This is a genomic window from Methylobacterium sp. Gmos1, from assembly GCF_053764715.1.
On sequence record NZ_JBSNCC010000002.1, the window covers coordinates 369,449 to 382,897 of the forward strand.

Consider the following 13,449-nt stretch of genomic DNA (forward strand, 5'->3'; position numbering starts at 1 on the left):
TCTTCACCCATCACGCCATCCGGCGGCGGCGCCGTCCCGGCCCGCCGCTCCCAACCTCGCGAGTCCTTCCATGTCCTCCTACGATCTCGTCGTCATCGGCACCGGCCCCGGCGGCTACGTCTGCGCGCTGCGCGCCGCCCAGCTCGGGCTGAAGACCGCCGTGGTCGAGAAGCGCCCGACCCACGGCGGCACCTGCCTCAACGTCGGCTGCATCCCGTCGAAGGCCCTGCTGCACGCCTCCGAGGCGTTCGAGGAGGTGAGCAAGCACCTGCCGGTGCTCGGCATCACCGTCGGCGAGCCGCAGCTCGACCTCAAGAAGATGATGTCGTTCAAGCAGGAGGGCGTCGACGGCAACACCAAGGGCGTCGCGTTCCTCCTGAAGAAGAACGGCGTCGACGCGTTCCAGGGCACCGGGCGGCTCGCCGGCGCCGGCCGGGTCGAGGTCACCTCGGAGGACGGGTCGAACCAGATCCTGGAGGCCAAGAACGTCGTGATCGCGACGGGCTCGGACGTTGCCAACCTGCCGGGCGTCACCATCGACGAGGAGGTGGTGGTCTCCTCCACCGGCGCCCTCGACCTCGCCAAGGTCCCGGGCAAGCTCGTGGTCATCGGCGCCGGCGTGATCGGCCTCGAACTCGGCTCGGTCTGGCGGCGCCTGGGCGCCGAGGTCACGGTCGTCGAGTACCTGGACCGGATCCTGCCCGGCATGGACGGCGAGGTCGGCAAGCAGTTCCAGCGCATCCTCCAGAAGCAGGGCATCCAGTTCCGTCTGTCGCAGAAGGTGACGGGCGTCGAGCGCACCGACGCGGGCGCCAAGGTCACGGTCGAGCCGGCCTCCGGCGGCGCCGCCGAGGTGCTCGACGCCGACGTGGTGCTCGTCGCCATCGGCCGCGTGCCCTACACCGCGGGCCTCGGCCTCGACACGGTCGGCGTCCAGCTCGACAACAAGGGCCGGATCCAGACCGACGACCGCTACGCCACCAACGTCACCGGCATCTACGCCATCGGCGACGTGATCGCCGGCCCGATGCTCGCCCACAAGGCCGAGGACGAGGGCGTCGCGGTGGCGGAGATCCTGGCCGGCAAGGCGGGCCACGTGAATTATGGCGTGATCCCGAACGTGGTCTACACCACGCCGGAGGTCGCCTCGGTCGGCAAGTCCGAGGAGGAGCTGAAGAAGGACGGGATCACATACAACACCGGCAAGTTCCCGTTCACCGCGAACGGCCGCGCCAAGGTGAACCACACCACCGACGGCTTCGTGAAGGTGCTGGCGGACGCGTCCACCGACCGGGTGCTCGGCGTCCACATCGTCGGGCCCGACGCCGGCAACCTCATCATGGAGGTCGCGGTGGCGATGGAGTTCGGCGCCTCGTCCGAGGACATCGCCCGCACCTGCCACGCCCACCCGACCCTGACCGAGGCGGTGAAGGAAGCCGCGCTCGCAGTGGAGAAGCGCGCGCTGCACATGTGAAGTGAACCGTTTTCCCCTCCCCCCTTGTGGGGAGGGGAAACAGCGAGCAATCAAGAAATAACAACCAGCGAGGACGCGCCACGATGGACGATGCGGCAGGCAACCTGGCTCCCCCCGCGGTCGTCGTGGTGATGGGCGTCTCGGGCTCGGGCAAGACCACGGTGGCGAGCCTGCTCGCCGGCCGGCTCGGCTGGGAGTTCGAGGACGGCGACGATTTCCACCCGGCCGCCAACGTCGAGAAGATGCAGGCCGGCACCCCGCTCACCGACGAGGACCGCTGGCCCTGGCTCTCGGCGATCGCGGCCTGGATCGACCGGGTGCGGGCGGAAGGACGCCACGGGGTCGTGACCTGCTCGGGCCTCAAGCGGGCCTATCGCGACATCCTGGTCGGCGACCGGCCGGACGTGCGCCTCGTCTACCTCAAGGGCGACCGCGAGCTGATCGGCCGGCGCATGGCCGCCCGCCACGGCCACTTCATGCCGACGAGCCTGCTCGACAGCCAGTTCCGCACCCTGGAGGAGCCCGCGCCCGACGAGAGACCGCTCGTGGTCTCGGTCGGCGCGACGCCGCAACAGATCGTCGCCGAGATCGGCGAGGCCCTGACCGGGCAGGCGGTCCAGGGTCCCTGATCCCGAAGGCCCCTGATCTGCGCCGGCGGCTCTGGGATTTCACATTTCTTAAGACTGGTTTTTGACAGTCCGCGGCGCCCGTGCCATCGCCGGGGGCATGCTGGACAATACTCATGGCCGGTAACCCGCCCACCCCGCACGAGACCCTCTTCCCCGGCGGTGGCGAGATGGGCGCGCGCCTGCGCGCCCACGACTGGCCGGCGACGGCGCTCGGGCCGGTCGCGGGCTGGCCGCAATCGCTGACGACGGCGGTGCGGATCATGCTCGGCTCGCGCTTCGCCATGTGGATGGCATGGGGGCCCGAGCTCACCTTCTTCTGCAACGATGCGTACAAGCCGACGCTCGGCGTGAAGGAGGCCTGGGCGCTCGGCGCGCGCTCGGACGTGGTGTGGGCCGAGATCTGGCCCGACATCGGCCCGCGCATCGCCCAGGTGCTGCGCACCGGCCAAGCGACCTGGGACGAGGCGCTGCTGCTGTTCCTGGAGCGGCGCGGCTTCACCGAGGAGAGCTACCACACCTTCTCCTACAGCCCGCTGGCCGACGATTCCGGCACCGTGACCGGCATGCTCTGCGTCGTCTCCGAGGAGACCGAGCGGGTCATCGGCGAGCGGCGCCTGCGCACCTTGCGCGATCTCGGCGCCGGCATGGCGGCGGCCCGCACCGTGGCGGAGGTCGGCGCGGTGGTGGCCGCCTGCCTCGGGGAGGGCACCGGGGATCTGCCGGTGGCGCTCGCCTACCTGACGGGCGACGAGCCGGCCCTGCTGGCCCGGGCGGGAATCGGGCCGGACCATCCGGCCGCCGGGCGGGCGGCGGCGGCCGACGCGCTGGCGCATCACGATCCCGCCGGCCCGGCGCGGGTACCGGTGGAGGCTCTCGGGCCGCTCTTTGCCGACCTGCCGGCCGGCCCCTGGGACCGCGCGCCCACCCACGCCCTCGTCGTGCCGATCGCCCGGCAGGGCCAGGACCGTCCGGCCGGATTGTTCGTCGCGGGGCTCAACCCCTACCGGCCCCTCGACGAAGCGTATCGCGGCTTCGTCGACCTGTTCGTCGGCCAGATCGCCACGGGGCTCGCCAACGCCAACGCCTACGAGGCCGAGCGGCGCCGGGCCGAGGCCTTCGCCGAGCTCGACCGGCAGAAGACCGTGTTCTTCTCCAACGTCAGCCACGAGTTCCGCACGCCGCTGACCCTGATGCTCGGGCCGCTGACCGAGGTGCTGGATTCCGCGCCCGTCGATCCCGACACGCGCCGCCTGGTGGAGCTCGCCCACCGCAACGGCCTGCGGCTCCTGAAGCTCGTCAACGCGCTCCTCGACTTCTCGCGCATCGAGGCCGGCCGGGCCCAGGCCGCCTTCGAGCCCCTCGACCTCGCCCGCTTCACCGCGGAGCTGGCCTCGAGCTTCCGCTCGGCCACCGACAAGGCCGGACTCGCCCTCGACGTCGATTGCGCCCCCCTGCCGGAGCCGGCCTTCGTCGACCCGGAGATGTGGGAGAAGGTCGTCCTCAACCTCGTCTCCAACGCCTTCAAGTTCACGCTCCAGGGCCGCATCGCGGTGCGGCTGCGGGTGGAAGGGCCCCACGCGGTGCTCACGGTCGCGGATACCGGCCTCGGCATCCCGGAGGCCGAGCTGCCGCGGCTGTTCGAGCGCTTCCACCGGGTCGAGGGCGCGCAGGGGCGCAGCTTCGAGGGCTCGGGCATCGGGCTCGCCCTGGTGCAGGAGCTGGTACGGCTGCACGGCGGCACGGTCGGGGTGGCGAGCACCTTGGGCAACGGCAGCACCTTCACGGTGCGCCTGCCGCTCGGCCGCGCCCACCTGCCGCAGGACCGCGTCCGCGCCGCCCGGCCCGGCCGCTCGACCGCCACCCGCTCCCACGTCTACGTCGAGGAGGCGACGCGCTGGCTCGGCGACGAGGACGCGCCGGCCTCCGACCTCGTCGAGGCCCCGGGGCCCGGCGGCCTCACCGGCCGGGTGCTGCTCGCCGACGACAACGGCGACATGCGCGACTACGTCCGGCGCCTGCTCGGCGACGGCGGCCACGTCGTCGAGGCGGTCGGCGACGGGCAGGCGGCGCTGGAGGCGGCCCGCCGCCACGCTCCCGACCTCGTCCTCTCCGACGTGATGATGCCGGGCCTCGACGGGTTCGGGCTGCTCGCGGCACTCAGGGCCGATCCGGCCTTGCGCGGCATCCCGGTGATCCTGCTCTCGGCGAGGGCCGGCGAGGAGGCCCGCATCGAGGGCTTAGGTGCGGGGGCCGACGACTACCTGATCAAGCCGTTCTCCGCCCGCGAGCTGCTCGCCCGGGTCGAGACCAACCTGCGCCTCGCCCGGGTCCGGCACGAGGCGGCGGACGCCCTGCGGCGGGTCAACGAGACCCTCGAGGCCCAGGTCGCCGCGCGCACCCGCGAGCGCGACCGGATGTGGCGCCTGTCGCGCGACGTGATGCTCGTCGCGCGCTTCGACGGCACCATCACGGCCCTCAACCCGGCCTGGCACGCGGTGCTGGGCTGGCAGGCCGAGGACCTGATCGACCGCCCCTTCCTCGACCTCGTCCACCCGGACGACCGGGCGCGCACGCTGGCGGAGACGCAGCGCCTCGCCGACGGCCACGCGACGCTCCTGTTCGAGAACCGCTACCGCCACGCCGACGGCTCCTACCGCACCCTGTCCTGGACCGCGGTGCCGGGGGAGGAGCACCTGCACGCGGTCGGGCGCGACGTCACCGAGCAGCGCGAGCTGGAGGAGGCCTTCCGCCAGTCGCAGAAGATGGAGGCGGTGGGCCAGCTCACGGGGGGGATCGCCCACGACTTCAACAACCTGCTCACCGGCATCGTCGGCTCCCTCGACCTGCTCTCGACCCGGCTCTCGCAGGGCCGCCTCGACGTCGCCCCGCGCTACATCGAGGCGGCGCTGACCTCGGCCCACCGCGCCGCGGCGCTGACCCACCGGCTCCTGGCCTTCGCCCGGCGCCAGCCCCTCGACCCGCAGCCCGTCGACGCCAACGCGCTCGTCGTCTCGCTCGAGGACCTGGTGCGCCGCACGCTCGGCGAGACCGTCGCCCTCGAGACCGGCCTCGTTCCCGGCCTGTGGCCGACGCTCTGCGACGCCAACCAGCTCGAGAGCGCGATCCTCAACCTCGCGATCAACGCCCGCGACGCGATGCCGGACGGTGGGCGCCTGACCATCGAGACCCGCAACGTCGAGCTCGACGCGGTCTTCGCCGCCGCCCACGCCGACGTGGCGCCGGGCGCCTATATCCGGCTCGCCGTCACCGATACCGGCACCGGCATGCCGCCGGAGGTGGTGCGCCGCGCCTTCGACCCGTTCTTCACGACGAAGCCCCTGGGGCAGGGCACGGGCCTCGGGCTGTCGATGATCTACGGCTTTGCCCGCCAGTCCGAGGGCCACGCCGTCATCACCTCGGAGGTCGGCCGCGGCACCACCGTGGCGCTCTACCTGCCGCGCTACACCGGCGCCCTCGCCGCCGAGGCGCCGGCGCCGGCGCCGGCCGCGACGCCGCCCGCCGGCAGCGGCGAGACGGTGCTGGTCGTCGAGGACGAGCCGGCGGTGCGCAGCCTCATCGTCGACGTGCTGCGCGACCTCGGCTACCGGGCGCTGGAGGCCAAGGACGGCCCGGCCGGCCTCGCGGCCCTGCGCGCGACCGGGCGCATCGACCTCCTCGTCACCGATGTCGGCCTGCCCGGCCTCAACGGCCGCCAGCTCGCCGACGCCGCCCGCGAGCACCGCCCCGACCTCAAGGTGCTGTTCATCACCGGCTACGCCGAGAACGCCGCCATGGCGGGGTTTCTGGCGCCCGGGATGCAGATGATCACCAAGCCGTTCCCGATCGAGCTGCTGGCGCGGCGCATCCGGGCGATGATCGAGGGCTAATCCGGGGGGAACCATCCCCCGGGCGGCGATCTCCCATGCAGGGGGCGGGGTGGACCTCGGGCCCGAACACCTGTAACAGCACGGTCCTCCACGAAAAGACCGTAGGGATATCCCGCGCGCCGCGAGCGCCCGCCGCCATGCGGACGGGCCCTCTGTCGAGGCCATGTGCTACCAAGCCCTGCCTCCGGAGCCGATCCGATCCCCGCGCGTCGCATCACCCGGGATCGAATCACGTGCCGTTTCCTGCTCTGCCCGCCCCCCTCGCCAAGGCCCTCGCCGACCGCGGCTACGAAGACCCGACGCCGGTCCAGGCCGCCGTCCTCGAGCCCGAGACGGAAGGGCGCGACCTCGTCGTCTCGGCCCAGACCGGCTCGGGCAAGACCGTCGCCTACGGCCTGGCGCTCGCCCGCACCCTGCTCGGCGACGCCGAGACCTTCGGCGCGGCAGGCGCCCCGCTCGCGCTCGTGATCGCGCCGACCCGCGAGCTGGCGCTCCAGGTCCACCGCGAGTTGTCCTGGCTCTACGGCCCGGCCGGCGCCCGCGTGGTGTCGTGCGTCGGCGGCATGGACCCGCGGCGCGAGAGCCGCTGGCTCGCCGACGGCGCCCACATCGTGGTCGGCACGCCCGGCCGCCTGCGCGACCACCTCGAGCGCCGCAACCTCGATCCGACGGCTTTGCGCGCCGCCGTGCTCGACGAGGCCGACGAGATGCTCGATCTCGGCTTCCGCGAGGACCTGGAATTCATCCTCGCCACCACGCCGGCCGAGCGGCGCACGCTCCTGTTCTCCGCCACCCTGCCGAAGGCGATCGTGGCGCTGGCGGAAGCCTACCAGCGCGACGCGATGCGCATCGCGGTCGTCGGCGAGACCAAGGCCCACGCCGACATCGAGTACCGCGCCTTCCGCATCCTGCCGCGGGAGACCGAGCTCGTGGTGGTCAACACCCTGCGCCAGATCGAGGCGCGCACCGCGATCGTGTTCTGCAACACCCGCAATTCCGTGCGCCACCTCCAGGCGGTGCTGACCGAGCGCGGCTTCCAGGCGGTGGCCCTGTCGGGCGAACTCGGCCAGGGCGAGCGCAACGCCGCCCTCCAGGCCCTGCGCGACGGTCGCGCCCGGGTCTGCGTCGCCACCGACGTGGCCGCCCGCGGCATCGACCTGCCGGGTCTGGGCCTCGTCATCCACGCCGAGCTGCCCAACGACGCCGAGGTGATGCAGCACCGCTCCGGCCGCACCGGCCGGGCCGGGCGCAAGGGGATCAGCGTGCTCCTCGTGCCGCCGTCGCGCCGCCGCCGGGCCGAGGAGCTGATGGTGCGGGCGAACGTCGTGCCGGTCTGGTCCGGCCCGCCGCCGGCCGACGAGATCCGCGCCCTCGACCATGACCGCCTGCTCCAGGACCCGCTCGTCACCGACGAGGTGAGCGACGAGGACCGCGCCATGGCCCAGTCGCTCCTCGCCCAGCGCTCGGCCGAGGATATCGCCGCCGCCCTGGTTCGCGCCTACCGCGCCCGCATGCCCTCGCCCGAGGAAGTCACCGATCCGGGCTTCGCCACCGGCCGGGGCACCGCCGCCGCCAAGCGCGAGACCGCGCCGCGCGCCCCGTTCGGGTCGAGCGTGTGGTTCCGCCTCAATGTCGGCCGGCGCGACAACGCCGATCCGCGTCGCCTGCTGCCGATGCTGTGCCGCCGCGGCGACGTGACCCGCGAGGAGATCGGCGCGATCCGCATCTTCGACCGCGAGACCAAGTTCGAGGTCCGCGGCGGCGCCGCCGAGCGCTTCGCCCACGCCTTCCCGCGCACCGGCCCGGCCGACCTCCAGGTCGAGGCCCTGGCCGGCGGCGAGAGCGAGGTGCCGCCGCGCCAGCAGCGCCAGCCCCGGCGGAATTACGCCCGGCGGGGGTGATAACCCCCTCTTGATCCCTCCCCCACAGAGGGGGGAGGGATCATGACTGGCCAGCCCCACGAGGCCCCGATGAGCGATACCGTCGAGATCCGCCACCGCGACACCACCGCCCGCCTCGCCCTCACCGGGGCCGAGCCGGTCTCCTGGCGGGTCGGCGGCACCGAGTACCTGTGGTCGGGCGATCCGGCGCACTGGAACCGGCACGCGCCCTGGCTCTTTCCCGTCGTCGGGGCGTCGGCCGGCGCCGCCGTCACGGTGGCCGGTCGCAGCTACCCGATGGCGCAGCACGGCTTTGCCCGCGACAGCCGCTTCACCGTGGTGGCGCAGGCCGAGGACAGCGTGACGCTCCGCCTCGCCGACAGCGCCGAGACCCGGACGCGTTATCCCTTCGCCTTCCGCCTCGACATCACCGCCACGGTCCAGGACGGCGCGCTCGCCTTCGCCTGCGAGGTCCACAACCCCGGCCCCGAGCCGCTGCCCTACGGGCTCGGCTTCCACCCGGCCTTCCCCTGGCCCTTCGCCGGGGGCGAGCGGGCGGCCGGGGGCGGCTACGCGGTGCGCTTCGAGCATCCCGAGCGGCCGGCGGTGCCGGAGGTCGGGACCGGCGGGCTCCTGTTGCGATCCGAGCGGCCGCTGCCCCTCGACGGCGACACCCTGCCCCTCGACCCCGAGATGTTCGCCGAGGCGCTGGTGTTCCTGAACGCCCGCAGCCGGGCGATGCACTTCACCGCGCCCTCGGGCGCGGCCATCGCGCTCGAGGCCGAGGATTTTCGCCATCTCGCGGTCTGGACCCGGCCGACGGCGCCGTTCCTGTCGCTCGAATGCTGGACCGGCCACGCCGACTGGGCGGGCTTCTCGGGCGAATTGGCCGAGCGCGATTCGCAGGTCCTGCTGGCGCCGGGGGCGAGCGCCCGCCACGGCGTGACCCTGCGCTTCACCCCGGCCTGAGCCCTCGACGCGTCAACCGGTCGTCAACCGGGTCCGGGGCCTACTCGCCGTTCCCCGACCCGGAGCCCGGCCACTCATGTCCGACGCCGAACCCGCCGACCTGCTGCTGCCCGGTGCGCCCGACGTGCGGGCGGCGGCGATCACCTGGCTCGCGGGGCTGGCCTCGGAGCGGCGCTTGTCGCCCAACACCGTCGAGGCCTACCGGCGCGACCTGCGCCAGTTCCTCGCCCATCTCGCCCGCCAGGGCACGAATCCCGACATCCCGACCCTGATCCGGCTGAAGCCCCGCGACCTGCGCGGCTTCATGGCGGCGCGGCGGCAGGAGGGCGTCGGCGGGCGCAGCCTGATGCGCGGGCTCGCAGGGCTGCGCTCCTTTGCCCGCCACCTCGACCGTGAGGGCCACGGCAGCGTCGCGGCGCTCAGTGCGATCCGCTCGCCCAAGGTCGAGCGGCGCCTGCCGCGCCCGCTCCCCGTCGCCGCCGCGATCGCGATGGCGAGCCCCGACATCCGCGCCGGCGAGGAGCGCCCGGTCTGGGTGCTGGCCCGGGACGCCGCGGTGCTGGCGCTGCTCTACGGCTCGGGCCTGCGCATCTCGGAGGCGCTCGGCCTCACGCGACGCGACGCGCCGGTCGACGGGATCGACGCCGTCACGGTGGTCGGCAAGGGTCAGAAGACCCGCAGCGTGCCGGTGATCCCCCAGGTCCAGGCCGCGGTGGCGGAGTACCTGAAGCTCTGCCCCTACGCGCTGCCGGCGGAAGGCCCGCTCTTCGTCGGCGCCAAGGGCGGTCCGCTCTCGCCGCGCATCGTGCAGCTCGCCGTGGCGTCGATGCGCGGGGCGCTGGGCCTGCCCGACACCGCGACGCCGCACGCGCTGCGCCACTCCTTCGCCAGCCACCTGCTTGGCCGCCAGGGCGACCTGCGGGCGATCCAGGAGCTGCTCGGCCACGCCTCCCTGGCGACGACGCAGGTCTACACCAAGGTCGACGCCGCCCGCCTCCTCGACGCGTTCGACTCGGCGCATCCGCGGGCGCGCGCCTCCTGAACCAGGATCACTCCGCCGGCACCTCGCGGGCGCGCCCGATCGCGACGTGCGGCACGAGCAGCGCGGTGGCGAAGGCCGCCGCGGAGAACAGCAGCACCGCCCAGAAGGTCTGGTGCAGGGCGTGCTGGAGCACCATCCGCACGGTCTCGGCCTCACCCGGCAGACCGCCCGCCGCGAGCGCCTGCTGGAGGCTGTCCGCCGTGATGGTGCTGCCCGAGGCCGAGAGCCCGTGGTTGAGCACGGCGCCGAACACCGTGGCGCCGAGCGTGCTGCCGAGGTTGCGCGAGAAGATGTTCGAGGCGGTGGCGCTGCCGCGCTGGGTCCAGGGCACGATCTCCTGGATCAGCATCAGGGAGGCGTTGCTGACCAGCCCCATGCCGAAGCCCATGACGAGCGAGCCGACCCCCGCCTGGACCGGGTGGCTGCCGGGCTGGAGCGTCACGACGGCGATGGCGCCGAGCGGCAGCATCAGGCTGCCGGTGACGAGGATGCGGCGCAGGCTGAAGCGGTGCAGGGAGCGCGCCGCGAGCGTCGCCCCCATCGGCCAGCCGAGCACCATCACGGTGAGCGCCAAGCCGGCGACGATCGGCGTCTGTCCGAGCACGCCCTGCACGTACATCGGCAGGAAGGTGGTGAGCCCGATGAGCGCCATGCCGGCGAGGAGCGAGGTGGCGTTGGCGGCGGCGATCGGCCGGCGGCGCCACAACGCGGCGTCGATCACCGGCTCCGGCGTCCGGCGCTCCTGGAACGCCAGCAGCACGGCCGCGACGATCCCGAGCGCGGCGGCGACGCCGACCACCGTCCAGCGCACCTCGCCGGCCTCGGTCAGCGCCACCATCAGGGCCGCCACCGTGAGGGTGAACAGGGCGGCGCCCGCCGAATCGACCGGCCGGCGCTCGCGCCGCTCGCCCTCGTGCAGGAAGGCGACGAACAGGCCCGCGGCGACCACGCCGACCGGCAGGTTGATCCAGAAGATCCACGACCACGAGGCGTGCGCGATGATGAAGCCGCCCGCCACCGGACCGACCACCGCCGAGATCGCCCAGACGCTGGCGAGGAAGCCCTGGATCCGCCCGCGCTCCTGCGCGCTGTAGAGGTCGCCCACGATGGTGAGCGACACCGGCTGGATCGCGCCGGCGCCGATGCCCTGGATCAGCCGGAAGGCGATCATCGCCGGCATCGACCAGGCAAAGCCGCACAGCAGCGAGGCGGTGAGGAAGACCGCGATGCCGGCGAGCAGCACGGGCTTCCTCCCGTGGATGTCGGCGAGCTTGCCGAACACGATCGTGGCGGCGGTCTGGGTGAGGAGGAAGCCGGAGAAGACCCAGGCATAGAGCGACAGCCCGCCGAGCTCGCCGACGATGCCTGGCATCGCCGTCGAGATGATGGTCGCCTCGATCGCCACCATCGCCATCGCGGCCATCACGGCGGCGATCACGAGGGGACGGCGCGTCGTCCGGGAGGTCGTCATGGTCGGGGCTTTTCGGCAGGGGAGGGGCCTTCCGGCGCAGCTAAACCGATGGCCCGAGAAAGCAACCGGCGCCCGGCGCATGTCAGGCCCGCGCAGTGAAGGCCCGGCCTTCGCTCACTCCGCGTAAGTCACCGGCAATGCCGTGGTGTACTTGATCCGCTCCATCGCGAAGGCCGAACTGACGTCGTAGAGGTCGACCGACTGGATCAGCCGCTTGTAGACCCGGTCGTAGGCCGCGATGTCGGGCACGACGATGCGCAGGAGGTAATCGGTCTCGCCGCTCATGCGGTAGAACTCGACCACTTCCGGGATCGTGACCACCGCAGCGCAGAAGCGCTCGGCCCAGTCGGCGGTGTGGCGGTTGGTGCGCACCGAGACGAACACCGTGACGCCGACCCGCATCCGGTCGGGATCGAGCAGCGCCACCCGGCGCTGGATCACCCCTTGCGCCTCCAGCTTCTGGATCCGCCGCCAGCACGGCGACGCCGACAGGCCGACCCGGGCGGCGATCGCCTCGAGCGATTCGGCCGCGTTCTCCTGGAGGCACAACAGGATTTTCCGGTCGAACTCGTCCACGCGAAAATTTTCCACTCTCTCGCGTCATCGCGCAATTGGCTTGCGCGATCCTAGGAAGGACGGGGGAAATTCGCAATCCGGCTTCGCCCCACCCGTGCGAGTCTCAGGATGCCTTTCGAGACCCCGATTCGCCCGAGGAATCCCATGTCGAAGCTGTCCTTCTCCGAGCATCCGGCCGCCGTCGGCGAGACCTATTTCGAGCATATGGGCGTCGCCACCGGCTTCGGCCTGAGCATGATCGCCGGCGGCCTCGCCTGCCTGGTGCACGGCCTGCTGCCCTTCGCCTTCACCAGCACCGGCTCGCGCACGATCCTGCGCCTGCATGACCGCATGGTGGCGAACCGCACCCGCGCCGCGCAAGCCCGGGCCGGCTCCGCCGTCTCGGCCTGACACCCCCTTCCTTCGTCGCGGCTTGACGTGTCCGGAGCATTTCCGGACCCTGGCGCCCTGAACGGCACCGGCGCGCGCTCTCCCCGAGCGTGCGGACAGGGGCCGGGACACAGGGAGCATTACGCCCATGCCGTTCCTCAGGCGCGCCGTCGGCGCGCTGGCCGTCGCCCTCGGCCTCGCCACCTCCGTGAACGCCGAGACCGGCGAGGTCCGCTTCACCCGCCAACCCGGCCTGATCTACATGCCGATGGTGCTGGCCGAGCAGCAGCGCCTGGTCGAGAAGCACGTCGCGTCGGCCGGCCTCGGAGACGTGAAGGTGAGCTGGGTCACGCTGACGAGCGGCGGCGCCTCGGTCGACGCGCTGATCTCCGGCAACGTCGATTTCGTCACCAGCGGCGCCACCAACCTGCTCCTCGCCTGGGACCGCACGCGGGGCGAGGTGAAGGGGCTCGCAGCCTCGGCCGGCGCGCCGATGATGCTCGTCACCCGCAACCCGGCGGTGAAGACGCTCGCCGACTTCTCGGCCAAGGACCGGATCGCGGTGCCGACCGTGAAGGTCTCGGCCCAGGCCGTGATGCTCCAGATCGCCGCCGAGCGCCAGTTCGGCGAGGCCGGCCGCAACAAGCTCGACGCGATCACGATCCAGCTCGGCCATCCCGACGCGGTCGGCGCGCTGCTCGGGGGCACCAGCGAGGTCAACAGCCACTTCTCGCTGCCGCCCTACCAGCAGATCGAGCTAAAGGACCCGAAGGTCCATGTCGTGCTCAACTCCTACGACGTGGTCGGGGGGCCGTTGAGCAACGCCATCGTGTTCGGGCGAAGCAAGTTCATGGAGCAGAACCCGAAGACCACCGCCGCGGTGCTCGCGGCCATCGACGAGGCCAACGCGCTGATCCGCGACGACCCGAAGCGGGCGGCCACGCTCTACCTCGGCGCCACCAAGGAGAAGTTCGAGCCCGACGAACTCGTCGCGATGATGAAGCAGCCCGGCGTCGTGTTCTCGACCACGCCCTACGGCACCATGCTGCAGGCCGATCACCTGGCGAAGGCCGGCGTGCTGAAGAACCGGCCGAAGGAGTGGAAGGACTTCTTCTACAAGGCGGTGCACGGCCAGCCGGGCACGTGACCCGG

At 72.5% G+C, this 13,449-nt stretch carries 10 protein-coding genes; 8 read left to right on the plus strand and 2 right to left on the minus strand.

The features are described 5' to 3' along the window. The first annotated feature begins 70 nt into the window (after positions 1-70). From lpdA to ACS5PV_RS04860, 6 genes are all read left to right on the plus strand, one after another. A complete protein-coding gene (gene lpdA / locus ACS5PV_RS04835; protein WP_455394230.1) occupies positions 71-1,474 on the plus strand; it encodes a dihydrolipoyl dehydrogenase in 1,404 nt (467 codons plus the stop codon). 83 nt (positions 1,475-1,557) lie between these two features. Further along, complete coding sequence (locus ACS5PV_RS04840; protein ID WP_455394231.1) at positions 1,558-2,103, plus strand: gluconokinase; 546 nt, start codon at positions 1,558-1,560, stop codon at positions 2,101-2,103. A 113-nt stretch (positions 2,104-2,216) separates the two neighbouring features. Beyond that, positions 2,217-5,990, plus strand: a complete 3,774-nt coding sequence (locus ACS5PV_RS04845) for an ATP-binding protein (RefSeq protein WP_455394232.1) — start codon at positions 2,217-2,219, stop codon at positions 5,988-5,990. A 233-nt stretch (positions 5,991-6,223) separates the two neighbouring features. Beyond that, on the plus strand, positions 6,224-7,891 hold the full coding sequence (locus ACS5PV_RS04850; RefSeq protein ID WP_455394233.1) for a DEAD/DEAH box helicase: 1,668 nt from the start codon (positions 6,224-6,226) through the stop codon (positions 7,889-7,891). 69 nt (positions 7,892-7,960) lie between these two features. Beyond that, on the plus strand, positions 7,961-8,839 hold the full coding sequence (locus tag ACS5PV_RS04855; RefSeq protein ID WP_455394234.1) for an aldose 1-epimerase family protein: 879 nt from the start codon (positions 7,961-7,963) through the stop codon (positions 8,837-8,839). Between the two features lie 76 nt (positions 8,840-8,915). After that, positions 8,916-9,881, plus strand: coding sequence for a tyrosine recombinase XerC (locus ACS5PV_RS04860; RefSeq protein ID WP_455394235.1), 966 nt, complete (start codon positions 8,916-8,918; stop codon positions 9,879-9,881). Between the two features lie 7 nt (positions 9,882-9,888). On the opposite strand, the gene ACS5PV_RS04865 is transcribed toward ACS5PV_RS04860, so the two are convergent. Both ACS5PV_RS04865 and ACS5PV_RS04870 read right to left on the minus strand, forming a co-directional pair. Continuing rightward, on the minus strand, positions 9,889-11,352 hold the full coding sequence (locus ACS5PV_RS04865) for an MDR family MFS transporter (RefSeq protein WP_455394236.1): 1,464 nt from the start codon (positions 11,350-11,352) through the stop codon (positions 9,889-9,891). 114 nt (positions 11,353-11,466) lie between these two features. After that, a complete protein-coding gene (locus ACS5PV_RS04870; RefSeq protein WP_048434174.1) occupies positions 11,467-11,928 on the minus strand; it encodes an Lrp/AsnC family transcriptional regulator in 462 nt (153 codons plus the stop codon). A gap of 144 nt (positions 11,929-12,072) precedes the next feature. Here ACS5PV_RS04870 and ACS5PV_RS04875 point away from each other — a divergent pair, with 144 nt between their 5' ends. Both ACS5PV_RS04875 and ACS5PV_RS04880 read left to right on the plus strand, forming a co-directional pair. Next, entirely contained in the window at positions 12,073-12,318 is a 246-nt protein-coding gene (locus ACS5PV_RS04875) for a DUF6356 family protein (protein WP_455394237.1), read from the plus strand. A gap of 127 nt (positions 12,319-12,445) precedes the next feature. Further along, complete coding sequence (locus tag ACS5PV_RS04880; RefSeq protein WP_455394238.1) at positions 12,446-13,444, plus strand: ABC transporter substrate-binding protein; 999 nt, start codon at positions 12,446-12,448, stop codon at positions 13,442-13,444. Positions 13,445-13,449 lie beyond the last annotated feature (5 nt).

Coding starts and splice junctions, on each gene's coding strand:
- lpdA (WP_455394230.1), top strand. CDS start 71: ATGTCCTCCTACGATCTCGTCGTCATCGGCACCGGCCCCGGCGGCTAC.
- ACS5PV_RS04840 (WP_455394231.1), top strand. CDS start 1,558: ATGGACGATGCGGCAGGCAACCTGGCTCCCCCCGCGGTCGTCGTGGTG.
- ACS5PV_RS04845 (WP_455394232.1), top strand. CDS start 2,217: ATGGCCGGTAACCCGCCCACCCCGCACGAGACCCTCTTCCCCGGCGGT.
- ACS5PV_RS04855 (WP_455394234.1), top strand. CDS start 7,961: ATGAGCGATACCGTCGAGATCCGCCACCGCGACACCACCGCCCGCCTC.
- ACS5PV_RS04860 (WP_455394235.1), top strand. CDS start 8,916: ATGTCCGACGCCGAACCCGCCGACCTGCTGCTGCCCGGTGCGCCCGAC.
- ACS5PV_RS04865 (WP_455394236.1), bottom strand. CDS start 11,352: ATGACGACCTCCCGGACGACGCGCCGTCCCCTCGTGATCGCCGCCGTG.
- ACS5PV_RS04875 (WP_455394237.1), top strand. CDS start 12,073: ATGTCGAAGCTGTCCTTCTCCGAGCATCCGGCCGCCGTCGGCGAGACC.
- ACS5PV_RS04880 (WP_455394238.1), top strand. CDS start 12,446: ATGCCGTTCCTCAGGCGCGCCGTCGGCGCGCTGGCCGTCGCCCTCGGC.